The 24,576-nt window shown below is 40.1% G+C and carries 25 protein-coding genes and 1 other RNA gene; 15 read left to right on the top strand and 11 right to left on the bottom strand.

Going from position 1 to position 24,576, the window contains the following annotated elements:
- Positions 1-164: 164 nt before the first annotated feature.
- The gene (gene purR / locus PNEUHYL_RS06290; protein ID WP_059368832.1) at positions 165-1,181 is read right to left on the bottom strand and encodes an HTH-type transcriptional repressor PurR; all 1,017 of its coding nucleotides are present in this window, start codon (positions 1,179-1,181) and stop codon (positions 165-167) included.
- Positions 1,182-1,547: 366 nt separating this feature from the next.
- Between purR and dapD the strand changes: the two genes are divergently transcribed.
- Positions 1,548-2,375, top strand: coding sequence for a 2,3,4,5-tetrahydropyridine-2,6-dicarboxylate N-succinyltransferase (dapD, locus tag PNEUHYL_RS06285; RefSeq protein ID WP_059366358.1), 828 nt, complete (start codon positions 1,548-1,550; stop codon positions 2,373-2,375).
- 74 nt (positions 2,376-2,449) lie between these two features.
- Here dapD and tehB read toward each other — a convergent pair whose 3' ends face one another.
- The 4 genes from tehB to metG all read right to left on the bottom strand — a co-directional run bounded on the left by tehB (position 2,450) and on the right by metG (position 6,559).
- Positions 2,450-3,310, bottom strand: a complete 861-nt coding sequence (gene tehB, locus PNEUHYL_RS06280; RefSeq protein WP_059366357.1) for an SAM-dependent methyltransferase TehB — start codon at positions 3,308-3,310, stop codon at positions 2,450-2,452.
- A gap of 35 nt (positions 3,311-3,345) precedes the next feature.
- On the bottom strand, positions 3,346-3,834 hold the full coding sequence (locus tag PNEUHYL_RS13575; protein ID WP_239690343.1) for a multicopper oxidase domain-containing protein: 489 nt from the start codon (positions 3,832-3,834) through the stop codon (positions 3,346-3,348).
- Positions 3,835-3,918: 84 nt separating this feature from the next.
- Positions 3,919-4,284, bottom strand: coding sequence for a hypothetical protein (locus PNEUHYL_RS13570; RefSeq protein WP_059366355.1), 366 nt, complete (start codon positions 4,282-4,284; stop codon positions 3,919-3,921).
- A 226-nt stretch (positions 4,285-4,510) separates the two neighbouring features.
- Positions 4,511-6,559, bottom strand: coding sequence for a methionine--tRNA ligase (gene metG / locus PNEUHYL_RS06270; protein WP_059366354.1), 2,049 nt, complete (start codon positions 6,557-6,559; stop codon positions 4,511-4,513).
- Between the two features lie 154 nt (positions 6,560-6,713).
- On the opposite strand from metG, the gene apbC reads away from it, so the two are divergent.
- From apbC to PNEUHYL_RS06255, 3 genes are all read left to right on the top strand, one after another.
- Entirely contained in the window at positions 6,714-7,826 is a 1,113-nt protein-coding gene (gene apbC, locus PNEUHYL_RS06265; RefSeq protein ID WP_059366353.1) for an iron-sulfur cluster carrier protein ApbC, read from the top strand.
- Positions 7,827-7,926: 100 nt separating this feature from the next.
- Positions 7,927-8,955 carry an adenosine deaminase gene (add, locus tag PNEUHYL_RS06260; RefSeq protein ID WP_059366352.1) on the top strand — a complete coding sequence of 343 codons (1,029 nt, stop codon included), beginning with the start codon at positions 7,927-7,929 and terminating at the stop codon, positions 8,953-8,955.
- Between the two features lie 176 nt (positions 8,956-9,131).
- Positions 9,132-9,839, top strand: a complete 708-nt coding sequence (locus PNEUHYL_RS06255) for an SIR2 family NAD-dependent protein deacylase (RefSeq protein WP_059366351.1) — start codon at positions 9,132-9,134, stop codon at positions 9,837-9,839.
- 112 nt (positions 9,840-9,951) lie between these two features.
- Here PNEUHYL_RS06255 and PNEUHYL_RS06250 read toward each other — a convergent pair whose 3' ends face one another.
- The 3 genes from PNEUHYL_RS06250 to PNEUHYL_RS06240 all read right to left on the bottom strand — a co-directional run bounded on the left by PNEUHYL_RS06250 (position 9,952) and on the right by PNEUHYL_RS06240 (position 11,819).
- Positions 9,952-10,251, bottom strand: coding sequence for a putative quinol monooxygenase (locus PNEUHYL_RS06250; protein WP_239690344.1), 300 nt, complete (start codon positions 10,249-10,251; stop codon positions 9,952-9,954).
- Between the two features lie 80 nt (positions 10,252-10,331).
- On the bottom strand, positions 10,332-10,874 hold the full coding sequence (locus PNEUHYL_RS06245; protein ID WP_059366349.1) for a KdsC family phosphatase: 543 nt from the start codon (positions 10,872-10,874) through the stop codon (positions 10,332-10,334).
- 9 nt (positions 10,875-10,883) lie between these two features.
- Complete coding sequence (locus PNEUHYL_RS06240) at positions 10,884-11,819, bottom strand: KpsF/GutQ family sugar isomerase (RefSeq protein ID WP_059366348.1); 936 nt, start codon at positions 11,817-11,819, stop codon at positions 10,884-10,886.
- A gap of 27 nt (positions 11,820-11,846) precedes the next feature.
- Here PNEUHYL_RS06240 and PNEUHYL_RS13430 point away from each other — a divergent pair, with 27 nt between their 5' ends.
- Positions 11,847-12,014, top strand: coding sequence for a hypothetical protein (locus PNEUHYL_RS13430; protein WP_157888084.1), 168 nt, complete (start codon positions 11,847-11,849; stop codon positions 12,012-12,014).
- Positions 12,003-12,379: RNase P RNA component class A (gene rnpB / locus PNEUHYL_RS06235), an RNA gene on the top strand. The genes PNEUHYL_RS13430 and rnpB overlap by 12 nt, the downstream gene beginning before the upstream one ends.
- Before the next feature lie 98 nt (positions 12,380-12,477).
- Here rnpB and PNEUHYL_RS06230 read toward each other — a convergent pair.
- Positions 12,478-13,374 (bottom strand): LysR family transcriptional regulator, encoded by an 897-nt coding sequence (locus PNEUHYL_RS06230; protein WP_059366347.1) that lies wholly within the window; start codon positions 13,372-13,374, stop codon positions 12,478-12,480.
- A 103-nt stretch (positions 13,375-13,477) separates the two neighbouring features.
- Between PNEUHYL_RS06230 and PNEUHYL_RS06225 the strand changes: the two genes are divergently transcribed.
- The 3 genes from PNEUHYL_RS06225 (at position 13,478) to PNEUHYL_RS06215 (ending at position 16,280) form a co-directional block, all read left to right on the top strand.
- Positions 13,478-13,846, top strand: coding sequence for a DUF2255 family protein (locus PNEUHYL_RS06225; protein ID WP_204378666.1), 369 nt, complete (start codon positions 13,478-13,480; stop codon positions 13,844-13,846).
- A 133-nt stretch (positions 13,847-13,979) separates the two neighbouring features.
- The gene (locus PNEUHYL_RS06220) at positions 13,980-14,729 is read left to right on the top strand and encodes an SDR family oxidoreductase (protein ID WP_059366345.1); all 750 of its coding nucleotides are present in this window, start codon (positions 13,980-13,982) and stop codon (positions 14,727-14,729) included.
- 192 nt (positions 14,730-14,921) lie between these two features.
- Entirely contained in the window at positions 14,922-16,280 is a 1,359-nt protein-coding gene (locus PNEUHYL_RS06215; RefSeq protein WP_059366344.1) for an esterase-like activity of phytase family protein, read from the top strand.
- A 109-nt stretch (positions 16,281-16,389) separates the two neighbouring features.
- Here the strand turns inward: PNEUHYL_RS06215 and dacB are convergent, their stop codons facing one another.
- Complete coding sequence (gene dacB / locus PNEUHYL_RS06210) at positions 16,390-17,829, bottom strand: serine-type D-Ala-D-Ala carboxypeptidase (RefSeq protein ID WP_059366343.1); 1,440 nt, start codon at positions 17,827-17,829, stop codon at positions 16,390-16,392.
- Between the two features lie 164 nt (positions 17,830-17,993).
- On the opposite strand from dacB, the gene greA reads away from it, so the two are divergent.
- On the top strand, positions 17,994-18,470 hold the full coding sequence (gene greA, locus PNEUHYL_RS06205; protein WP_059366342.1) for a transcription elongation factor GreA: 477 nt from the start codon (positions 17,994-17,996) through the stop codon (positions 18,468-18,470).
- Between the two features lie 45 nt (positions 18,471-18,515).
- Here the strand turns inward: greA and yhbY are convergent, their stop codons facing one another.
- Positions 18,516-18,815: a ribosome assembly RNA-binding protein YhbY gene (yhbY, locus tag PNEUHYL_RS06200; protein WP_059366341.1), complete on the bottom strand. Its 300-nt coding sequence runs from the start codon at positions 18,813-18,815 to the stop codon at positions 18,516-18,518.
- A gap of 153 nt (positions 18,816-18,968) precedes the next feature.
- Here yhbY and rlmE point away from each other — a divergent pair, with 153 nt between their 5' ends.
- The 5 genes from rlmE (at position 18,969) to sixA (ending at position 24,443) form a co-directional block, all read left to right on the top strand.
- Positions 18,969-19,607: a 23S rRNA (uridine(2552)-2'-O)-methyltransferase RlmE gene (rlmE, locus tag PNEUHYL_RS06195; protein ID WP_059366340.1), complete on the top strand. Its 639-nt coding sequence runs from the start codon at positions 18,969-18,971 to the stop codon at positions 19,605-19,607.
- An 80-nt stretch (positions 19,608-19,687) separates the two neighbouring features.
- The gene (gene ftsH / locus PNEUHYL_RS06190) at positions 19,688-21,589 is read left to right on the top strand and encodes an ATP-dependent zinc metalloprotease FtsH (protein WP_059366339.1); all 1,902 of its coding nucleotides are present in this window, start codon (positions 19,688-19,690) and stop codon (positions 21,587-21,589) included.
- Positions 21,590-21,700: 111 nt separating this feature from the next.
- Entirely contained in the window at positions 21,701-22,528 is an 828-nt protein-coding gene (gene folP, locus PNEUHYL_RS06185) for a dihydropteroate synthase (RefSeq protein WP_059366338.1), read from the top strand.
- Positions 22,529-22,564: 36 nt separating this feature from the next.
- Positions 22,565-23,899, top strand: coding sequence for a phosphoglucosamine mutase (glmM, locus tag PNEUHYL_RS06180; protein WP_059366337.1), 1,335 nt, complete (start codon positions 22,565-22,567; stop codon positions 23,897-23,899).
- Between the two features lie 58 nt (positions 23,900-23,957).
- Positions 23,958-24,443: a phosphohistidine phosphatase SixA gene (gene sixA, locus PNEUHYL_RS06175; RefSeq protein WP_059366336.1), complete on the top strand. Its 486-nt coding sequence runs from the start codon at positions 23,958-23,960 to the stop codon at positions 24,441-24,443.
- Positions 24,444-24,576 lie beyond the last annotated feature (133 nt).

Here is a 24,576-nt window from a genome sequence, read left to right as displayed (position 1 = left end):
TAAAAAGTAAAATAAAACTGGATATAGATATAACTAAAAATAGGTGTAGGGTCAAACTCAACAAGATAAAAGATTGATGAAAAACAGGAAAAATAAATTTTTCTAAAAAAATAACCGCACTTTTTAACTAAAACATAAAAAGTGCGGTTATTTTTTAGTATGTTTTATAACATGGTTTTAACAGATTTTCTGATAACCAATTCAGGATGAATATCAATGCGACTTTGCTTATGTAATAAATTATCTTTATCTTTCTGTGAAATGCGTTCAAAGAGCAAATTAACCGCTTGTGCACCTAATCGGGATTTTGATTGGTGAATCGTTGTAAGTGGCGGAGCATAAAAACGTGATGAATGAATATTGTCATAACCAATGACCGAAATATCATCCGGTACACGTAATCCTTTTTCTGTGATGGCTGAAATAGCACCGAGTGCCATGACATCATTACAACAAAAGACTGCCGTTGGTAGCTCGGTTCGGGCAAGAATTTTATTCATACATTCATAGCCGTCTTCCGGTTCAAAATACCCCTCCATTACCCAATCTTGATTAACCGCCAGATTTGCCTCGGTCATCGCTTTCTCAAAACCTTCGTAACGGGTTCTTGCCGTAGTTTTACTCTGTTCCCCTGCGATAATACCGATTTTTTTATGACCGCAATCAATCAAATGTTTGGTTGCAAGATAGCCGCCCATAAAGCTGTTATCTTCGATCACATCGGTGTCACTGTTAGGTCCCCAATCCATTACCACTATCGGTAAGCTGGAAACATTGGAAAGTAAATCAAGGGAAGTTTGGGTATATTCGGAACACATCACAAGCAAACCGTCCACCCGTTTTTTAACTAACATTTCTAAATGATTTTTAATTTTTTCAGGATCATTTTGCGTGTTGCATAAAAACAGGGAATAGCTTTGGCGATAACAATGTTCCTCCACGGCATGAATAATTTCGGCGAAGTAGGGGGCTTCACTGGTCGTAACGATCATACCGATAGATTTTGTGGTATTGACTTTCAAACTTCTTGCCACTGCACTAGGAGAATATTTTAGGGTTTTAATCGCATGCTGAACGGCTTCTTTCGTTTCTTTTGCAACAAATCGGGTTTTATTTATTACATGGGAAACGGTAGTGGTGGATACCCCCGCCATTTTTGCCACATCTTTAATTGTTGCCATAATTGGATTTTCTCTAAAAAAAATTTTTCCCATTATAAGGATTGTTTAGGAATAGTTAAGTAGGTAACAAAATTTTTTTAAAAAAGGTCGTTTTTTTTCTTTTTCTTGTTAGAATAACAGCGCATCAACATCAATTTAAGGAGAAAACATGAGTGATTTTGGTTATGCGATGATTGCAGTTGTGTTAAGTATGTCTTTTATTGTTGGCTTAACACTTGCTATCTTGTAATTAAGATAGGTTTTTATCATCACCGCACTTTGGGTCTCACAAAGTGCGGTGATTTTTTTCGGTGTTTTTTGCTTGATAGTTAGAAATATGGTAAAACTAACACCGTTTTATTCAGTTAACTAACATTAGGAAGTACCATGTCAAATTTACAAACAATTATTGAATCAGCATTTGAAAAACGCGCAGATATTACGCCAAAAACCGTGGATGCGGAAACCCGTCGCGCGATTGAAGAAGTGATTGAAGGGTTAGACAGTGGAAAATATCGTGTTGCAGAAAAAATTGATGGTGAGTGGGTCACACACCAGTGGTTAAAAAAGGCAGTATTGCTTTCATTCCGTATCAACGATAACCAAATTATTGATGGTGCGGAAACAAAATACTATGACAAAGTCGCATTAAAATTTGCAGATTATACTGAAGAACGTTTCCAACAAGAAGGTTTTCGGGTTGTACCATCTGCTACGGTTCGTAAAGGGGCGTATATTTCTAAAAATTGTGTCCTAATGCCGTCTTATGTGAATATCGGTGCCTATGTTGGCGAAGGTACTATGGTAGATACTTGGGCAACAGTGGGATCCTGCGCTCAAATTGGTAAAAACGTTCATCTATCGGGCGGTGTAGGTATCGGTGGAGTATTAGAGCCATTACAAGCTAATCCGACCATTATTGGTGACAACTGCTTTATCGGCGCCCGTTCCGAAGTAGTTGAAGGCGTTATTGTTGAAGATGGCTGTGTGATTTCAATGGGAGTATTCATTGGTCAATCTACCAAAATTTATGATCGTGAAACCGGTGAAATCCACTATGGTCGTGTGCCTGCCGGCTCAGTGGTGGTTTCAGGTTGTCTTCCGTCAAAATGCGGTAAATATAGCCTTTATTGTGCAGTTATCGTGAAAAAAGTGGATGCGAAAACCTTAGGGAAAGTCGGAATCAACGAATTATTGCGCTCAATTGAAGAATAATTAAAAATTCTTATGAAAAATAAACCGCACTTTGTTATCACAAAATGCGGTTTTTTATTTTATAAATCAAACTATTATTTCTTTTTGGCTAACATTGTCACAAATTTCATTTTAATGCGATTGCCGTTTTCATCGGTTTTGTGCAATTCACCCATTTCTTCATTATATTTAATGAATTCCCAGCCTTGGTAATAATCTTTCAATTCATTCTCTTTAAAAGTGAAAGAGAAAGGCATTGGGCAAGGCACGTCATGAGTGGACATGGCGGCAACAATTAAGTTGTACCCGCCGATATTGGTATGTTCCTGCATATTTTTGATAATGTCCGGGACACGTTCGCGGTTTAAGAACATAAATACGACCGTAGAAAGAATAAAATCGTAGTGTTCTTGAATATTCGCCGTATTGATATCGTAAAGTGCGGTCGAAATTGTCAGATTTTCTTTTTCTTTCGTTTCATTTAAGAAAGTCAGGCTGTTTTCATTATGATCCCAAGAAGTGACATCATAACCAAGTAAACTGAGAAAGAGCGAATTTCTGCCTTGCCCGCAACCAAGATCGAGGGTTTTACAAGGGCTAATTATTTTAACCGCACTTTTCACTTCGGAATGGGTTGCCGTCATATTGTATTTTTTGCTGAAGTAATCTTCTTTTTTACAATAAAAGCCAAGAGTACATTCCAAATCATCTGTTACGGCTTCCACCCGATGCCAAGCTTGCGGTTCAACAAATGGGGTGTCCGTTTCAGGTGTAAAAATATGCTCAGCAAGTACCTCACCTTTCTCTGTTAATTCATAAAATTTGAGTTTACCTTTTAATACGGTTATCTTTCCCCAAGTGCCCACTTTGGTATTATGTTTTTCTTGAAACATTTGAGGAAGCTTATCCTTTGTCCAAACGGGCATTTGTTTATAACAGACTAATTCGTTTTTCATTGTTGTTCTCCAATAACTCGTTCAGTTATTTACCATTATTTTTCAACGGTAAATGCCAACATCATACCGGTGTCTTCATGTTCCAATAAATGACAATGAGCCATATAAGGGGCTTGGTTACTGGCTAAATAATTAAATTTAACGAGTATTTCGCTGATCGCACCATTCACGCTTACCGTATCTTTCCAGCCTTGACAGTGTGCGGCAGGTGGTTTTCCGTTTTCGCTTAGGATTCGGAATTGTGTGCCATGCACATGAAATGGGTGTAACATCATATCACTTTCTCCGGAAATTACCCATTTTTCATATTGTCCCTGTTTGGCACTAAATACAGGGGGATGATGGAAACTTTGACCGTTAATTCGATTTGCCGTCCAAATATCTAATGCTGCTTTTTTAGGCGCATTCATATCTCCATCGTGTGGCATATGTGACATATGGGTATCGTGCGACATCGGCATAGTGTGTTGCGGCATATGCATATGATGCGTCATGTTCATACCTTGATGACCGTATTTTTGCATGAATAATTGCATTCCTTGGTGATCTAATTCCGGATCCATGCTGAGCTGAAAATGGCGGACTATAATATCATTCGGTGTTTTACTTTAGATAAGTTTGCCAATTTTGTCGGTAAATTGCCTTGTCCTTTTTGTAACGTAGTTTCTAGACTTAATACCGGTAGTTTTTGATTGAACGGAGGTAATCCCATGTCCATTTGATCTGACTAAATCCACCGCTTTACCATCACTCAAATCAATCAGAACCTCAAAACGTTCTCCTATAATCATTTCTAATTCATTGACTTTTATCGGTTCATTCAAAAATCCGCCATCACTTGCGATAACATACATTGGCCGTTCATCGCTGGTTGCAAGTCTGAGTGAGCGGGCATTACAGCCGTTGAGTAAACGTAATCTTACCCAGTCTTTTGGAGTGATATGTTTAGGATATTGCGCGCCATTTGTTAGCATTGTATCGCCAAACCCATTTCATCGGTATCCCTGCCATTGCAATGAAAAGCGCACTGTGTTTTAAGAAATTTCTCCATTGCATAATAATTTTCTCTTTAAGTTGTTGAGTAGAGTCGCAAGGATAAAGCTTGACCTTAGGTAAAGATCAAGTGGGAATTGTATGATCTTGAAGAAATTTTTGATAAAGAAAAAGGCGACTAATGCCGCCTAATTCGTATTGAATGAATTATTTCACCTGCATACCGGCTGTTACGCCACTATCTGCAGAAAGTAAGAATAAATCACTGCCACCACTGCCGGCGGAAAGAATCATCCCCTCCGATACGCCAAACTTCATTTTACGTGGTGCAAGATTTGCTACCATAATCACGAACCGACCTTCTAATTCTTCCGGTTTACTATAGGCTGCTTTGATTCCGGAGAACACTTGACGGGTATGATCACCAAGATCCAATTCAAAACGTAAAAGTTTATTGGATTCCGGCACGGCTTCGCATTTCAACACTTTTGCCACACGTAGATCTAGTTTGGCAAAATCATCAATAGTGATGGTGTCGGAAATGGGTTCTACGTTAGAAAGTGCGGTTGATTTTGCCGCTGTTTTTTCTGTAACTTTGTTTGATTCGGCAAATAATCTCTTGGTTTCTTCTACCACCGCGTCAATTTGTTTTTTCTCTAAACGGGAGAATAAAGATTTAAACGGAGCGATTTGGTGATCAAATAAAGGTCGGGTAATGTTATTCCAACGCAATTCGCTTTGTAAAAAGGCTTCTGCACGTTCTGCTAATTTCGGTAATACCGGTTTTAAGTAAGTCATCAACACTCGGAATAGTTCAATGCCCATCGAGCAGACGGTTTGCAGTTCAGCTTCTTTGCCTTCCGCTTTTGCGATTAGCCAAGGCGCTTTTTCATCGATATATTTATTAGCTTTATCGGTGAGAGCCATAATTTCACGAATCGCTTTATTGTATTCACGGGTTTCATAATAAGTCGCGATTTGTTCTGCTTGTGCGGTAAATTCAGCAAAAAGAGCCTCATCTTCTAATTTGGAAGCAAGTTTTCCGTCAAAACGTTTGGTGATAAAACCGGCATTTCGAGAGGCTAAATTGACTAATTTATTAACAATATCGGTATTTACACGCTGCACAAAATCATCAAGATTGAAATCAAGATCTTCAATACGATTATTGAGTTTTGCCGCATAGTAATAACGTAGGCATTCAGGATCGATGTGATTCAAATAGGTGCTTGCTTGAATAAAGGTGCCGCGAGATTTTGACATTTTCGCACCATCTACGGTGACATAACCATGGGCAAATACATTGGTCGGTTTGCGATAGTTGCAGCCTTCCAACATCGCAGGCCAAAATAGACTATGGAAATAGACGATATCTTTTCCGATGAAATGGTAAAGTTCCGCCTCGCTGTTTTCAGCCCAAAACTCATTGAAATTAATGCCTTCACGATCACAAAGATTTTTGAATGACGCCATATAGCCAATAGGGGCATCCAACCATACATAGAAGAATTTATCCTTTTCTCCTGGGATTTCAAAACCAAAATAAGGCGCATCGCGGGAAATATCCCATTGTTGCAAACCGCTTTCAAACCATTCTTGCATTTTATTGGCGATTTCAGGTTGAAGCGAACCGGAACGCGTCCAGTCTTGCAACATATTTTCAAATGCCGGCAAATCAAAGAAAAAGTGCTCGGATTCTTTTACAATGGGGGTTGCACCGGATACGGCAGAACGCGGATTAATTAAATCCATCGGGCTATAAGTGGAAGCGCAAACCTCACAGTTATCGCCATATTGATCTTCCGCTTTGCATTTTGGACAAGTCCCTTTTACAAAACGATCCGGCAAAAACATATTTTTTTCGGGATCATAAAGTTGAGCAATCACTTTGCTTTTTATGAAACCGTTTGATTTTAACTTGTTATAAATTTCTGCTGTGATTTGTTTGTTTTCTTCACTGTGTGTGGAGTGGTAATTATCGAAACTAATATTAAAACCGGCAAAATCACGAATATGATCCGCTTTCGCCTTCGCGATTAATTCTTCAGGTGTGATGCCTAATTTATCGGCATTCAACATAATTGGTGTGCCGTGTGCATCATCCGCACAGACAAAATGGATTTTATTGCCACGCATACGCTGAAAACGCACCCAAATATCCGCTTGAATATGTTCTAACATATGACCTAAATGGATCGCACCATTGGCATAAGGCAAGGCGCAAGTCACTAAAATTTTACGGGGTTGAGTTGTCATTTTTATTCTCTTTTATTTACACAAAAAATTGTGCGCTATCTTACCCGATAAACGGTATTTTTTCTAGTTCGGTCACATTTTGTCTTAACAGAATAGCATTAAAATGGTTAAATACGCCTGATGAATTTACTCTATTGTTTTAGTAGGATTTTTTATGGCAATCTTTTTTTCTGAAAATATCAGCGCGGAGCAACAAGCCGATCTTCTCCAACTTTTTCAGCATTTTACTCATCCCAGTCTGCAAAAAGATCTCATTGCTCTTAATGTGTTAAAAAAAATAGAAAAGGGCGGTGAAACATTACGTATTGAATTGCAGTTCCCTTTTGCTTGGAACACCGGTGTCGAGCAACTTAAACAAGCGTTATCCGATGCCTTGTTGCAAGTAGCGGATTGTAAGGAAATCAAATGGTCGGTGAGTTATCAAATCGCGACATTAAAGCGTGCCAATAACCAACCTGCCGTAAAAGGTGTGAAAAATATCATTGCGGTGACATCAGGCAAAGGTGGGGTGGGGAAATCTAGCGTTTCCGTGAATTTAGCCCTTGCGTTACAAGCTCAAGGGGCGCGCGTAGGTATTTTGGATGCGGATATTTATGGCCCTTCTGTACCGCATATGCTCGGTGCACCACATCAACGCCCAACATCGCCGGACAATCAGCATATTACACCGATTAAAGCACACGGATTGTCGGCTAATTCCATTGGTTTTTTAATGGATGAAGATAGTGCGACCATTTGGCGCGGTCCGATGGCAAGTAGTGCATTGAGCCAATTATTGAACGAAACATTATGGGACAGCTTGGATTATTTGGTGATAGATATGCCACCGGGTACCGGCGATATCCAACTGACCCTGTCACAACAAATTCCGGTAACCGGCGCTGTAGTGGTAACAACACCGCAAGATATTGCATTACTTGATGCAGTAAAAGGGGTTTCAATGTTTGAAAAAGTATCTGTGCCTGTATTAGGTATTGTAGAAAATATGTCAATGCACATTTGTGGCAAGTGCGGTCATCATGAGGCTATTTTTGGTACGGGCGGGGCAGAAAAAATGGCTGAAAAATACAATGTGAAAGTGTTAGCTCAGTTGCCTTTACATATTCGTATCCGTGAAGATTTGGATGTTGGTAATCCAACAGTGGTTGCCGCACCGGAAAGTGAAATCACACAAGCTTTCCTACAACTGGCAGAGAAAGTATCTACCGAACTTTACTGGCAAGGTTCGGTGATTCCAAGCGAGATTTTGTTTAGGGAAGTGAAATGAAGATAAGGGCTGTAATTGACAGCCCTTTCTTGTTCCCTTTTTCTTTTAGGATTAAATACCGTGCAATTTTTTTCACTTTTCTAACTAATTGAGTATAATAATGAAAAATTTTACTAAATATAGCCTGATTGATTTACACCTTCACCTAGACGGCTCACTTTCTCCTGAATGGATGTTTGAATGGGCAGAAAAGCAGAATATTGCCTTATCAGCCCAAAATATTGAACAGCTTCTTTCACTAGTTTCCGCTCCCCAAGATTGTACAGAACTTAATCAATATCTTAACTGTTTTGCGATTCCCGTTTCTTTACTGCAAAGCTCGCAGGCGATTACTTCTGCGGTTGCTGATTTATTAAAACGCTTAGATCAACAAGGGTTAGCCTATGTTGAAATTCGTTTTGCTCCACAACTTCACACGCAAAAAGGTTTAACCCAATCACAGGTGGTGGAAGCAGCCTTAGCAGGTTTACAAGAGGGATTAACGGAAAGCCGATTATTTAAAGCAAATTTAATATTATGCTGTTTGCGTGGTATAGGTTCGCAAGAAGGGAATTTAGAAACCGTACGAATGGCAAAAAAATACCTTTCAACAGGTAAAGCGGGGGTAGTTGCCGTGGATTTAGCCGGCCCTGAAGCCGATTATCCTACCATAAATTTTGCAAAAGAATTCGAACTTGCCAAATCACTTGGTGTACCTTTTACCATTCATGCCGGTGAAGCAGCAGGAGCGGAGAATGTTCAACAAGCGATTGACATTGGTGCAATCCGTATCGGACACGGTATTCGTGCGGCAGAATCAGAATCGGTTATGCAATCTTTAATCGATCGTCATATTGCTGTGGAAATGTGCCCTTGCAGTAATTTACAAACCAAAGCTATTGATCACTTAAAGCATTATCCACTTAGAATATTCCTTGTGAAGGGAATTATTGCCACATTAAATACCGACAATATGACTGTTTCTCAAACTAATATTCAGCAAGAATTTAATTTATTGGCACGAGAATACCAATTAAATGAAAACGAAGTACAACAGTTGCTTGAAAACGCTATCCGTGCCGCTTTTCTCAGCGATGAAGAAAAGCGTGAGTTGAAAAGCGATATTGAAAAACGGATGAATTGTTCCTAAATGAGGGAATCATGTCTAAATCAGGCTAGCTTGGATAGTGCCGAGCAGTTGAATATGCCTCTATTGCTCAGACAAGGATCGGATTTTACTTCTTATCTTAACTAAAAGCCTATGAACTTCGTAAACAGGCTTGAACAGATAAAATTCATCGTTGTAATAAAATAGAGAAAGATATTATGAATAAACCAATTTGTGTTGTTTTAACCGGTGCAGGTATTAGTGCTGAGAGTGGCATTCCAACTTTTCGTGCGGAAGATGGTTTGTGGGCAGGGTATAAGATTGAGGAAGTTTGTACACCTGAGGCGTTGAAAAAGAATCGGGCTAAAGTGTTGGAATTTTATAATGAACGTCGTCGTAATGCTCAAGCGGCGCAACCGAATGCGGCACATCTCGCTTTAGTAGAGCTTGAAAAGGCTTATGATGTACAGATTATCACTCAAAATGTTGATGATTTACACGAACGTGCAGGCAGCCAGAATGTATTGCATTTGCATGGTGAGCTGAACAAAGCTAGAAGTAGTTTTAATACGGATTACATCGTTCCTTGCTTGGGCGATCAGCATATTGACGATAAAGATAATCACGGGCATCCAATGCGTCCACATATTGTCTTCTTTGGGGAAAATGTGCCAATGCTGGATCAAGCGGTCAAGTTAGTGAAAAAAGCAGATATTGTGATCGTGATTGGTACATCGTTACAAGTTTATCCCGCCAATGGTTTAGTCAATGAAGCACCTTATGGCGCAACGATTTACCTTGTTGACCCAAATCCTAATACCGGCTTTATTCGTAAGCATGTCATTGTGCTGAAAGAAAAAGCTGGCGAAGGCGTGCCGAAAATTGTGGAAGTATTGCTCAATAAAGCTGCCGGTTCTAGCAACTAAGTGCGGTCAAAAAATCCGATAAATAATAAAAAGGCTGTGTTTACAGCCTTTTTCTGTTTTATTAGTCCTGAACTAATTTAATTTTTAGATAGAGGGAATAACCTCCGATAATTTAGATAAAATTCACGACATTAATATCTAGACCATTTTCCAACATTTCGATTAATTTAGGTGCATTTTGTTGAAAGAATGGAGAGGCTAGGTGAGCATCTAAGTCGGTTTGCGCTGTCCAACGTTCAATAAAACAGTAAGTTCGAGCTTTTTCTGTCACTGCACCACAGTCATAGTTTTGACAACCTTGATGAGTTCGGCTTTCAGTGATGAATTGTTTGACTAAATCTTCAAATTCGGTTTCAAAACCCTGTTTTACTTGGCAAGTAGCATAAACGCCTATCATATCTGTCTTCTCCATTGTTACTGTTATAAAAGAGCGGTTAATAATACCAAAAATTAAATTATGAAAGTGAATTCCCTTTCTTTTTCTAAATTTAGTTATTGCGCCATATTTTTAACAGATTTTAAAAATCCCTGTGCACTGTTAAAGACGGCGGATTTACCTTGGGCGGTTAAAATCATATCAGACATTTCACGAAATGCGCCTTTGCCACCAGCAAGAGACAGCACATAATTTGCGGCATTTTTTACATAAGAAGGCGAATCTGCGACCGCAAAGGAAAGCCCGCTGACGGCAAACGCGGGGAGATCCACACTATCATCGCCAATATAAGCGGTTTCTTCCGGATTGACGCCGGCTTGTTTCATCAATTCAAAACAGGCACTTTCTTTCTCTAATTTGCCAAGGAAGAATAATGTTATGCCGAGATCGGCAATACGACGACGCAAAATAGCAGAATCTCTACCTGAAAGTACCGCAACTTGAATGCCGGACTCCATCAACATTTTAATGCCTAAACCATCACGCACATGGAAACTTTTAATGGCCTCACCATTTGCGTCATAATAAAGTTGACCGTCAGTCAGCACGCCATCCACATCGGTGATAACCAATTTAATTTTTTCAAGTTTTTGTTGCATTTGTTTTCCTTAGCTTGAAAATTCGATTAAACCCACCACGTTATTTTCATCATCTACTGCCACCAGAGAGTGAATTTTTTTCTCTTTCATGAAATCTTCCGCTTTTGATAAGAATTCATTTTGGTTAATAGTTTTTGGTGAACTTGTCATAAAATCTTGTGCCGTTTTCTTAAGTGTTTGTTCACCATTAGCGGTAAGGGCTCGGCGAATATCTCCATCAGTGATAATGCCTTTTAATTGATCGTTTTCCATAACAAGTGCAACGCCCATTCGTCCTTCATTCATCACGGTTAAACAGTCGGTGAAATTTGTAGTGGGGGAAATAGTCGGTAAACGTGTTTGCATTTGATCTTTTACCCGACAAAGCAATCGGCGACCAAGACTGCCACCCGGATGGAATTTGGCAAAATCGGCAGGTTGGAAATTTCTTGCGGTGATGAGCGATACGGCAAGGGCATCACCTAATGCAAGCGTTACAAGGGCTGATGTGGTTGGAGCAAGATTATTTGGGCACACTTCACGCTCAACCGTAATATCCAATACATAATCCGCATGACGGGCAAGGGTAGAGTGTTTATTGCTAGTGAGAGCAATAATTTTATTGCCAAAGTTTTTCAAACTTGGAATCAGTTTATTAACATCATCCGTTTCACCGCTATAGGAAATGAGCATAACAATATCAACCGGTTTGAGCATACCGAGATCACCGTGAAACGCCTCTGTGGGATGTAGAAAGAAACTTGGTGTGCCGGTGGAAGCAAAAGTCGCGACCATTTTTTTTCCAATTAAACCTGATTTGCCAATCCCGCCAATGACGAGACGGCCTTGGCAATGCAAAATAAGCTCAACGATTTGGTTGAAGTTTTCATCTAGACGTTGGCTTAATTGGGTGAGTGCGAGACTTTCTACGGAAAGCGTATCGCGTGCAATTTGTAGATAGTTCATGAACAGTCCTAAAGTGCGGTTAAAATTGTGGGTATTTTAGCTGAATGCGATAAAAATACGAATGAAAAATTATGCCTGATCGCTGATGCGATTACTTACGGCTTCACCGCCGTTGGCAATGACAATGTTCAAAATCCATTGGATTTTATTGACCGCACTTTTATTAATCTCTATACTACGCGCCGAGTTGGTTAGACAATCGCTGGTTTATTGAAGCCTTTGACCGTGTTCACACGACCTAGTGGGACAAGTAAACGAGAGGAAAGTCCGAGCTACACAGGGCAGAGTGCCGGATAACGTCCGGGAGGCGTGAGCCTACGACCAGTGCAACAGAGAGCAGACCGCCGTGCAAACGGTAAGGGTGAAAGGGTGCGGTAAGAGCGCACCGTGTCGCCGGTAACGGTTGGCAGCAGGGTAAACTCCACTCGTAGCAAGACCAAATAGGAACTCAATGGATGGCCCGTCTAGAGTTCGGGTAGGTTGCTTGAGCGGCGGAGTAATTCGTCGCCTAGATGAATGATTGTCCACGACAGAACTCGGCTTATCGACCAACTCGAAAAACAACCGCACTTTAGTTTGTTCATTATGAATAGATTAAAGTGCGGTTATTTTTTTCATCGTTTTGGTATGATCTAGCTATTTCCTCAAACTTGTCGTGTTAGATTAAACCTTTATTCCTCACTAAAATCTTTTCCAATATCTCAAATACTACCTGAACTCGTTTTGGTGTGATGGGCTGATAGGGACGGTAAAGATATAGCCCCCAAAGGGAGGATTCTTTGTCGTTTAGCACGACTTGAAGTGTGCCGTTTTCAATGTATTTCTTACAGTCGTGGTACATAATCGGGGCAAAAATTCTACCTGCCAGCACAGCTTGTAATAAGCTGCGAATATCACTGGTTACGACGCAAGGTTTTGGTAAGGGAACAGGCTCATTATCAATAAACCAATCCCACACTTTACCTGTTTTAGGGTTCAAAAGATTTCCGACGGGAAAATTTTCTGTTAAGTCGTGAATATCTTTTGGTAATCCTACATTTGCAATTAATTCCGGAGTGGCAACGATAGGTTCATGTAACATCATTATTTTCTTTGCAACCCAATATTCTTTAGGGGTGCGGCTGATTCGGATACCAATATCAATTTGATCCTCTACGGCATTGAGTGTGTCGAAATCTGTTCGCCAATCAATGGCAATATGTGGGTAAGGTTTTAGTGCGGTTAATAGTTGTTGCAAAATATAGTCGGCATAATCAGAGGGCGGTAGTGTTATTCGAACCATACCGGCTAAATCATTATTTTCTTGCTTTAATCCAAATAACCACTCTTCTTGTTGTAGAAAAGCAATCGCATTTGGGCGAAACTTCTCACCAAAATCCGTTAAATGAATAGCGCGCGTATTGCGCTTGAATAAAGGTTCACCGAGTTCTTTTTCTAATTCGGCAATCACTCGGCTGATTACTTGTGGTGAAACGGAGAAACGAAGTGCGGTCAATTTAAAACTTAAATTTTCTGCTGCGGCAACAAAGTATTTAGGGGCATCTAGTCGATTCATAATCTCATTTTTTGGAATTGTGTTTTCTGATTTTATTCATTGTATGGAGTTATGAGGATAAATACAATAACACCACCAATCAGTTTTGATGAAGGAGAAAGTGATGTGGGATAAAGAAGTTTTAAGCCAAATTGATATTGCAGATGATTTAAAAATCGCGCCATTCCGCCCTGATGGTCAAACAACGGGTACGCCCACTTGGATTTGGGCGGTGATTGTGGAAGGTCGATTATTTGTGCGTGCTTATAATGGTGTACATTCTAGTTGGTATCAGGCGGCAATCCGCCAACAAGCGGGCAAAATTTACGCCATAAACCGTGTTTTTGATGTGGTCTTTAATTCAATTAAGGATTCCCAATTGAACGAGAAAATTGATCAAGCCTATCGTAAAAAATATGCCTCAAGCCGTTATGTGTCGTATATGATTGGTGACAACTGTCGAGCTGCAACGATAGAAATTTTGGTGAAGTAAGAGCGGTCGTTCTTTGGCGTGCTCTATAAGCCAATTATAAGTTTTACCTTATTGCGTCTTTATGATTTTTAGGCTAATCAGGTAAGCTTAAACAAGCTAGAATGATAGCCATTCAAACAACAGGAGAAATAACATGAATAATATTCAAGATAAAGTCGTCATTATTACGGGAGCATCATCAGGTATTGGTGAAGCTACGGCGTATAAATTAGCCGAAAACGGTGCAAAATTAGTGTTAGGTGCGCGTCGTGAAGCTAAATTACAAGCGATTGTAGAAAACATTAAAGCCAAAGGCGGGGAAGCCGTTTATCGTGTAACGGATGTCGTGAAATCGGAAGATAATACGGCGTTGGTTGAACTGGCTAAAAAGACGTTTGGCAAAGTTGATGCGATTTTCTTAAATGCCGGTCTAATGCCAAATTCACCACTTTCTGCCTTGGAAACAAACAATTGGAATGCCATGGTGGATGTGAATATCAAAGGCGTGTTAAACGGTATTGCGGCGGTATTACCCACTTTTGAAGCGCAAAAATCCGGTCATATTCTAGCGGTTTCTTCCGTCGCCGGGTTAAAAGTGTATCCTGGTGCGAGTGTTTACTGTGGGACAAAATGGGCGGTAAAAGCCATTATGGAAGGATTGCGTATGGAATCCGCTCAAGCCGGCACAAACATTCGTACGGCAACGATTTATCCTGCGGCGGTGCAATCCGAATTAGTCGATCACATCACTAATGAAGCAACATCCAAAGGCTACCGTGAGCTTTATGATACTTTTGAAATCCCAGCAGAACGTGTCGCGAACGTAGTGGCATTTGCGCTCTCTCAACCGAAAGATACAAATATCAGTGAATTTACCTTAGGGCCAACAACTCAGCCTTGGTAATTTTCCCCAAAATTTAACCGCACTTTGGTTTTTGACTTAAAGGGCGGTTTTTTAGCTGTTATGTCGTCAATATAAATCTGCACAAGATAGTATGTTGTGATTATGTGCAGATTTCTTTTTTATTTATCGTCATATTCTCGTCACTTTTACAAAGTATTCTCTTTAATCGCAATAAACTAACGAGGAAACGATATGAAAAATAAACATTACTTTGCTATGTTGGGCTTAGCTTTAAGTATGGCTAGTGTTGCAGAAACACCTGTCGCTTTTGAAACTCCGGCTGAATTGGCAGGCCATGCCGTGTTACCGGCAAATGCAGTAGTTAGCGTACCGAATGACGCACCGAATGACTTAAAAACAGCAGGAAAATATACGACGTTAAAGCGGGTAGAAAAATTGCAATCCGTACCGGGAAAATCAAAAGATCGTGAAACGGGTTCTTTTTTACCGATTCAAAATCAGCCGAGACAAGGTCATTCCGGCATAAAAGTGGTTGGAAAAGATACCGTGTGGATCCTTACCGATAATGGCTTTGGCAGTAAAGCTAATTCACCAGATTCGATGCTTTACTTGAATCAATATCAAATTAATTGGTCGAAGGGCGAATTTGAATCGCTTAAGACGGTCTTTTTAACGGATCCTGATAAGAAAGTACCGTTCCGTATTGTGCATGAAGATACAAAGGAAAGATATTTAACCGGGGCGGATTTTGACACGGAAAGCTTTCAAATTATCGGCAATAATATTTGGATTGGCGATGAATTCGGCCCGTATTTAATCAAAACGGATTTAGACGGAAAAGTATTATCTGTGTTTGAAACGGAAATAGACGGAATAAAAGTTCAGTCGCCTGATCATTATCAAATCGTCTCACCGGGCATACCAAACGGTCGCCACAAAAATGTCAATTTAAAACGTTCGAAAGGTTATGAAGGCATGGCTGCCTCACCTGACGGTAAATATCTTTACCCATTATTGGAAGGACCTTTGTGGGATGAGAAAAAACAAAGTTGGGAAACAGTGGACGGCAAGGTTGCATTACGTATTTTGGAATTTGCTGTTGATAAACAAGAATGGACTGGGCGTTATTGGTTTTATCCTCTAGAAAACGAAAACAATGCGATTGGGGATTTTAATCTGCTTGATGCAAAAAACGGCTTGATTATAGAACGGGATAACGGTGAAGGAACAGAGGATAAAGGCTGTAAAAATCTTACGGATACGACACATTGTTTTTCTGATCCGGCAAAATTTAAGCGGGTTTATAAAGTGGCATTTTCCTCTGATAATGTCGGTAAAGCCGTGAAAAAAATAGCATATATTGATTTGTTGAATATTTCCGATCCAAATAAAGTGAGTCTTAAACCTTTGAATGACGGAGTATTGAAATTCCCGTTCTTTACTATTGAGAATCTTGATGTTGTTGATAATGAACACATTATTGTCGGCAATGATAACAACTTCCCTTTTTCATCAAGCCGAGAACCTAATCGCCAAGACGATAATGAATTAATTTTATTGAAAGTCCCGGCTTTACTCGGCGCTCAATAATCATAGATTATCGAAAACTCAGTTAAAATTAACCGCACTTTGAGTTGGGTTTAGAACGCTGTTACTCAAAGTGCGGTTAAATTTCTTTATGTTTTATCCTGTTGTTTTATTATTCTTTATATAATTGATTATACAATCCGCTTTCAAATTGCACCAAAGGGGCGCGTTTCGTTTTATTTTCAAGTTCGCCGGTAGAATAACCGTTAATAAATTGGACAAAGGCGATCTTCTCGCCACGGGCATTTGTCATAAAGCCCACCAGGTTGTAAACCCCTTTTAATGAGCCGGTTTTGGCGATGACATTTTTGACTAACGGTGGATTAATCAATCCGCCACGTCCGCTGATAGTGCCGTCAACGCCTGCAACAGGGAACGTTTCCATTAAATGCAGTTTATCTTCATTTTTCGCAATGTATTCCAGTATGGAAAGCATGGTTTTAGGCGCAACTAAGTTATGCCGTGAAAGACCCGAACCGTCAGCCAAGATACTATTACCGAATTTGATTCCTTGCTTTTGTAAAACGGATTTAACCGCTAATGTACCGAGTTGAAAGGATGCCGGACGCTTATAGTAATGGTAGGCTATGGATCGAAATAGAGAATCTGCAATTTGATTATCGGATTTTTTCATCATTTTTTTCAATAAATCCGGTAAAGGTTTAGAGAAATGTTGTGCCAATAATTGCCCTTGTTGTGGTTTTTGCGGTTGTAATACTTTTCCGTTAAATTCAATGCCTAATCGTTTTAATTGACGTTGAATAATCGCTGCTGCATAAGCATCGGGATCTTGTACGGCAAAACTTAAACCGAAGGGTTTTGTTTGACGGGCAAGGCAACCTTTAACTTGATAACGATTATTATCATGTACTACCACATCTAATTGACAATAGGGGGATTCACGACTGTCTGCTACATAAACTTGTCCGAAAACTTGGATGGGAAATTGCGCCGGCACATTAATTTTAACGGTTTCCCCCGGCGCTTGATTCGCATCTAATTCCGCATAAAAACAGTTATTATCAATATTGGCGGCGGAAGGTGGGGAGTTGAAACACATGGTCAAATCATTCCAAATCCAACCTAGCCCCCGATCATGGCTGGAGAACACGGAAGTATCCAGGATGAGATCACCATTAATTTTATTGATGCCTTGTTTTTTTAATTCGACAAGTAAGCTATAAAGTTGTCCGCTGGTGAGATCCGGATCGCCGGTAAAATGCACGATTAAATTGCCTTCTAACAGCCCATTTTGAATTTTGCCATTGGTTAAAAGAGTGGTATCAAATTTGAAATCATCACCAAGCACTAATTTTGCCGCAACGGCGGTAAACACTTTTTGTGTACTTGCCGGTAGCATAAAGGTCGTGCTGTGATAATCCGCAATGATTTGATCTTGATTTAGATTTTTAGCAATAACGCCTATACTTGCCCCTTCGGGCAAATATTCAGTAATCAAGGGAAAGTCAATTTTTGCATAGCTGGGAAGGGAAAAGCCGAGTGTAAAAAATATTGCTTTAAGTGCGGTTGAAATTGAAGATATTTTTTCCATTATTAACGGTTCTGGTTGCTATTTCTTTCAAGACGGACAATAATAGTCCCCGAACTCACGAGAGTAAATCATTTTCTTGTGGATAGTTAATTTTAAGTCGCTACGGCAATGTTTTTTCAATTTTGCCGTAGTTTTCTTTTTGTTAAATTTTAAGGAATAAAGTTATGAAACAAATCCCAATGACTATGCGTGGTGCAGAGCTGTTGAGAGAAGAATTGGATTTCTTGAAAAATGTTCGTCGCCCCGAAATTATTAAGGCCATTGCAGAAGCCCGTGAACACGGCGATTTAAAAGAAAATGCAGAATATCACGCCGCACGTGAACAACAAGGCTTTTGTGAAGGACGAATTCAAGAGATTGAAGGCAAATTGGCAAATAGTCAGCTAATTGATGTCACTAAGTTACCGAATAACGGCAAAGTGATTTTTGGTGCAACAGTCGTATTGGTGAATACCGATACTGAGGAAGAAATTACTTATAAAATTGTCGGCGATGATGAAGCGGATATTAAATCAGGTTTGATTTCTGTGAATTCACCGATTGCACGCGGTTTAATCGGTAAAGAACTGGATGATACTGTAAATATTGTGACACCGGGCGGTGCAGTTGAATTTGAAATTATTGCAGTCGAGTATATCTAGGAAATAAAAAAAGTGCGGTCATTTTTCACCGCACTTTAGTAATGATTATTTCCGTGGAAGTTGTATTTTCTTCTCTTCGCTGGCTTTGTAAAGCACGAGAATATGCCCGATAGTTTGAACGTTTGAGGCTTGGGTTTCTCGAACAATAGCGTCAATAATTAATTGTTTGGTTTCACGATCGGCACCTGCAATTTTTACTTTAATAAGCTCATGGTGATCCAATGCGTTTTCAATCTCGGCAAGTACGCCCTCGGTTAAACCATTGCCACCGAGCATAACAACTGGGTTTAGATGGTGGGCAAGGCCCTTTAAAAATTGTTTTTGTTTGGTTGATAAGGTTGTCATAAGGAATCCTATAAATGAATACGAATAACAAAAAGAGCGGTCAGAAAAAACAGCGATTTTCTCTGTTTTTAAGCTCATCAAGTCTTGAATTTGGCAGATTGTACCCAAATATAGGCGAAACTACTACAAAAAATAGTACGAAAGACAGAAATTATGGGAAAGAAAAAACGTTCGGCGAGTTCTTCTCGTTGGCTAAACGAACATTTTAAAGATCCGTTTGTACAAAAAGCACATAAGCAAAAACTGCGTTCCCGTGCTTATTTTAAACTTGATGAAATTCAGCAAACGGACAAATTATTTAAATCGGGAATGACTGTTGTCGATCTTGGGGCGGCACCGGGTGGATGGTCGCAATACGTGGTAAGCCAAATCGGTAGCAATGGCAAAGTGATTGCTTGTGATATTTTGGAAATGGATCCGATCGTGGGAGTCGATTTTTTACAAGGCGATTTTCGTGATGAAAATGTCCTCAATGCCTTGCTGGAACAGGTAGGTGAAGCCAAGGTAGATGTGGTGATGTCGGATATGGCACCCAACTTCAGCGGTATGCCATCGGTTGATATTCCCCGTGCGATGTATTTGGTGGAACTGGCATTAGATATGTGCAAGCAAGTGTTGGCAATAAAAGGCAGTTTTGTGGTGAAAGTATTCCAAGGAGAGGGATTTGATGAATATTTGAAAGAGATCCGCTCTCTTTTTAATGTGGTGAAAGTCCGAAAACCGGAGGCTTCACGCGGACGTTCCCGTGAGGTTTATATTGTGGCTACGGGCTATAAAGGTGAATCACTTTGATAGCTTTTCAAGGGCTATGATATATAGTATCTTGTGACGAATTTATTAACTTAGGAAAGGCAGGTTAAACTTTGAACGATATGGTCAAAAATTTGGTGCTCTGGATTGTGGTAGCAGTTGTTATGATGACGGCTTACCAGAGTTTCAATTCTAATTCGGTAGAAAATTCCACCGATTATACGACATTTGTTTACGATGTGAGCAATGGTCAAGTAAGAGAAGCGCGTTTTGATACCAATGAAATTACGGTAACAAAAAACGATGGCTCAAAATATATGACTGTTATGCCACCATTGGAAGATAAGAAATTACTTGATGATTTATTAAGTAAGAAAGTGAAAGTAGAGGGGACGCCGTTTGAAAGACGTAGCTTAATTTCACAAATTTTAATTTCTTGGTTTCCAATGCTATTTCTTGTGGGCGTGTGGATTTTCTTTATGCGTCAAATGCAAGGCGGTGGCGGTAAGGCAATGAGCTTTGGTAAAAGCCGCGCAAAAATGTTAAGCCAAGATCAAATCAAAGTTACTTTTGCCGATGTGGCGGGTTGTGATGAAGCAAAAGAAGAAGTAGGCGAGATTGTCGATTTCTTACGTGATCCGACCAAATTCCAAAATTTAGGCGGAAAAATTCCAAAAGGGATTTTGATGGTAGGCCCTCCGGGTACCGGTAAAACCCTATTGGCAAAAGCCATTGCCGGTGAAGCCAAAGTGCCGTTTTTTACTATTTCAGGTTCTGATTTCGTTGAAATGTTCGTTGGTGTGGGGGCTTCCCGTGTACGAGATATGTTTGAACAAGCGAAGAAAAATGCGCCTTGTTTGATCTTTATTGATGAAATTGATGCGGTGGGTCGCCAACGTGGTGCCGGTTTAGGCGGCGGTCATGATGAGCGTGAGCAAACCCTTAACCAAATGCTTGTTGAAATGGATGGTTTTGGTGGTCACGACGGGGTGATTGTTATTGCCGCAACTAACCGTCCGGATGTATTGGATCCGGCATTAACCCGTCCGGGTCGTTTTGACCGTCAAGTCGTGGTGGGATTACCGGATGTAAAAGGCCGTGAGCAAATTTTAAAAGTACATATGCGTAAAGTACCGTTGGCTGACGATGTCGATGCCATGACATTAGCTCGTGGTACACCAGGTTATTCCGGTGCGGATCTGGCTAACCTTGTCAATGAAGCTGCGCTATTTGCCGCCCGTAATAATAAACGTAAAGTTTCCATGCTTGAGTTTGAAAAAGCAAAAGACAAAATTAATATGGGACCGGAACGCCGCACTATGATTATGACGGAGAAACAAAAAGAATCGACGGCTTATCATGAGGCAGGTCATGCCATTGTGGGATATTTAGTGCCTGAACATGATCCTGTTCATAAAGTAACGATTATTCCTCGTGGCCGTGCATTAGGGGTTACATTTTTCTTACCTGAAGGCGATCAGGTCAGCATTAGCCAAAAACAATTAGAAAGTAAACTTTCTACCCTTTATGCAGGGCGTTTGGCTGAAGATTTGATTTACGGTGAAGAAAATATTTCGACCGGTGCTTCTAATGATATTAAAGTGGCAACCAATATTGCCCGTAATATGGTAACGCAATGGGGTTTCTCTGAGAAACTGGGGCCAATTCTTTATTCCGAAGATGAAGGTGAAGTATTCTTAGGTCGCTCAATGGCAAAAGCGAAACATATGTCTGATGAAACCGCACATCTTATCGATGAGGAAGTTCGTGCAATCATAGGCCGTAACTATGAGCGTGCAAGACAAATTCTTATTGATAATATGGATATTTTGCATGCGATGAAAGATGCGCTTGTGAAATATGAAACGATTGAAGAAGTGCAAATTAAACAGCTGATGAATCGTGAACCGATCACTCCGCCATCAGGCTGGGAAGAGCCGAAAGCCTCACAAGCGGCTTATTCGAACGTATCTCCTGAAAGCAAATCGGAAAGTGCGGTCGAAAAAACACAAGATTCAGAATAATCAAATATAGCCTCCTAATGGGAGGCTTTATTTTTACTGAATGATTTTTTTCCTTAGCATATTTGGTTATAATCTCAGCCTTAAACTTACCCTAGGAATTGACCGCACTTTATGAAACTTTACGCCAATCAAAAATCTCTTGATCTATCATTTCCTCAGATTATGGGAATTTTAAATTTTACACCGGACTCTTTTTCAGATAGCGGAAAGTTTTTTACCCTTGATAAGGCATTGTTCCAGGTAGAAAAAATGCTAAATGAAGGGGCAAATATTATTGATATTGGTGGGGAATCTACACGCCCCATGGCGAATGAGGTGTCGGAACAAGAAGAATTATTACGGGTAATCCCCTTAGTCGAAGCTGTGCGGAAACGATTCGATTGCTGGATTTCAGTAGATTCTTCTAAGGCGATAGTGATGCAAGAGGCGGCAAAAATTGGAATGGATTTAATCAATGATATTCGATCCTTACAGGAACCAAATGCCTTACAAGTTGCCGCAGAACTGGATTTACCCGTTTGTATTATGCATATGCAAGGACAACCAAGCACGATGCAAACCAATCCTCAATATCAAGATGTCGTGCAAGATGTCCTCACTTTTTTACGGGAACGTTCGGAACAATGTATTACAGCAGGAATAAGAAAAGAAAATTTAATTTGGGATATGGGGTTTGGCTTTGGTAAAACCGTTCAACACAATTATAAGTTATTGCAGCAGTTAAATAGGTTTTGTGAAGAGGGATACCCTGTGCTTGCGGGGTTATCGCGCAAATCAATGATTGGTGCGGTGTTGGATAAACCTGTTGATGAAAGAATGACGGGCAGTGTTGCTGGGGCATTAATTGCTGCTCAACATGGGGCGAAGATTTTGCGTGTACATGATGTAGCAGCGACATCAGATGCACTCAAAGTTTGGTTGGCAACAGAGCACGCCTAATTTTTTAGAAAAAATTGAGAAATAAGGGAATTTATTATGGCAAATCGTAAATATTTCGGTACGGATGGCGTGCGTGGTAAAGTGGGAACTTATCCGATTACGCCTGATTTTGCATTAAAATTAGGCTGGGCGGCAGGTAAAGTGCTTGCTTCACAGGGATCAAAAACCGTCTTAATCGGTAAAGATACGCGTATTTCCGGCTATATGTTGGAATCGGCGTTAGAGGCGGGATTAGCTGCTGCCGGACTATCCGCAGCCTTTACCGGACCAATGCCAACACCGGCAATTGCTTATTTAACCCGTACTTTCCGTGCGGAAGCCGGTATCGTTATTTCAGCCTCTCATAATCCTTATTATGATAACGGCATTAAATTTTTCTCTGCACAAGGGACAAAATTGCCGGATGAAATTGAGGAAGCGATTGAAGCAATGCTTGAACAGCCAATGGATTGTGTTGAATCGGCAGAATTAGGTAGAGCTCGTCGCATTAATGATGCGGCCGGACGTTATATTGAATTCTGTAAAGGCACGTTCCCGGCTCATTTAGGCTTAGAAGGCTATCGAATCGTGGTAGATTGTGCAAACGGCGCAACCTATCACATTGCACCGAATGTATTACGTGAACTCGGTGCGGAAGTGATTGAGATTGGCACGGATCCGAATGGTGTTAATATCAATGAAAAATGTGGCGCAACGGATATTCGGACATTACAAGAAAAAGTGTTGGAAGTGAAAGCGGACATCGGTTTAGCCTATGATGGCGATGGCGACCGTATTATGATGGTTGATCACCTCGGAAATAAAATAGACGGCGATCAAATCCTCTTTATTATTGCTCGTGAAGCACTGCGTTCCGGTCAATTAAAAGGTGGTGTAGTAGGAACGTTAATGAGTAATATGAGCCTTGAAATCGCACTCAAAATGCTAGGCGTACCGTTTTTGCGCGCAAATGTAGGGGATCGTTATGTACTTGAAAAAATGTTAGAAAATAATTGGACGCTAGGGGGAGAAAACTCCGGTCATATTATTATTTCCGATAAAAATTCTACGGGAGATGGGATTGTTGCTTCATTAGCTGTCTTGGCTGCAATGGTTCAACATAAACTTTCACTCAATGAATTGGCTAGTGCAGTGAAGTTATTCCCTCAAGTATTAATTAATGTACATTTCACCGGTGGGGAAAATCCATTGGAAAGTGATAAGGTAAAAGCCATTGCAGCAGATGTAGAAAGACGTTTAGAAGGTAAGGGGCGAATTCTATTGCGTAAATCCGGCACAGAACCGCTAATCCGTGTCATGGTAGAATGCCAAGATGGTGAAATGGCCCAACAATATGCAGAAGAAATTGCTGAAGCAGTGAAGACAAACTAATTGATACGACCGCTCTAAAAAGAGCGGTCGGTTTTTTCTTTAATTTAGGAAAGCAAATATGAAAATTTTTATCATGCGTCATGGCGAAGCCGAAGTGATGGCTAAAGCCGACAAAGATCGTCGTTTAACCGAATATGGAAGAAAACAAGCTTTTGTGCAGGGAGAATGGTTAAAAAATACGACAAAATCAACCGCACTTTCATTTAATAGTATATTAGTCAGCCCCTATCAACGTGCTTTAGAGACTTTTGAGCAAGTGAATTTGGCATTTGATTCGGAACTACAGGCTAATTTAGAAATTTGGGAAGGCATTACACCTTACGGATCGGCAGAATTGGTGGTAGATTATTTATCAGTATTGGAAACGAAAGGCATAGAAAATATCCTTATTATTTCCCATTTGCCGTTAGTTGGAGAAATTGTTGCAGAGCTTTATGGTAAACGAAACCCGATTAGTTTTTATCCGGCAACCATTGCTCAAGTTGATTGGAAAAATGGAAAAGGGCAGATCATGAGCTACAGTTATTCACCTGAAATGCTTTAATTTGTCTAAAATATAAACATTTTACATTTTTAATTTTCTTTACAAAAAATAAATTTTAAACGGGGAACTTTTTATAAAACTATTGTTTTTCAATTGGTTATGATTAAAAGTTAAGATTAAAGACAGTAGTTTT

The sequence above is a fragment of the Rodentibacter caecimuris genome (assembly GCF_001019715.1).
Lineage (GTDB): Bacteria > Pseudomonadota > Gammaproteobacteria > Enterobacterales > Pasteurellaceae > Rodentibacter > Rodentibacter caecimuris.
The sequence above is the reverse complement of the archived record's forward strand: the minus strand, read 5'-3'. Positions and strand labels throughout refer to the sequence as shown.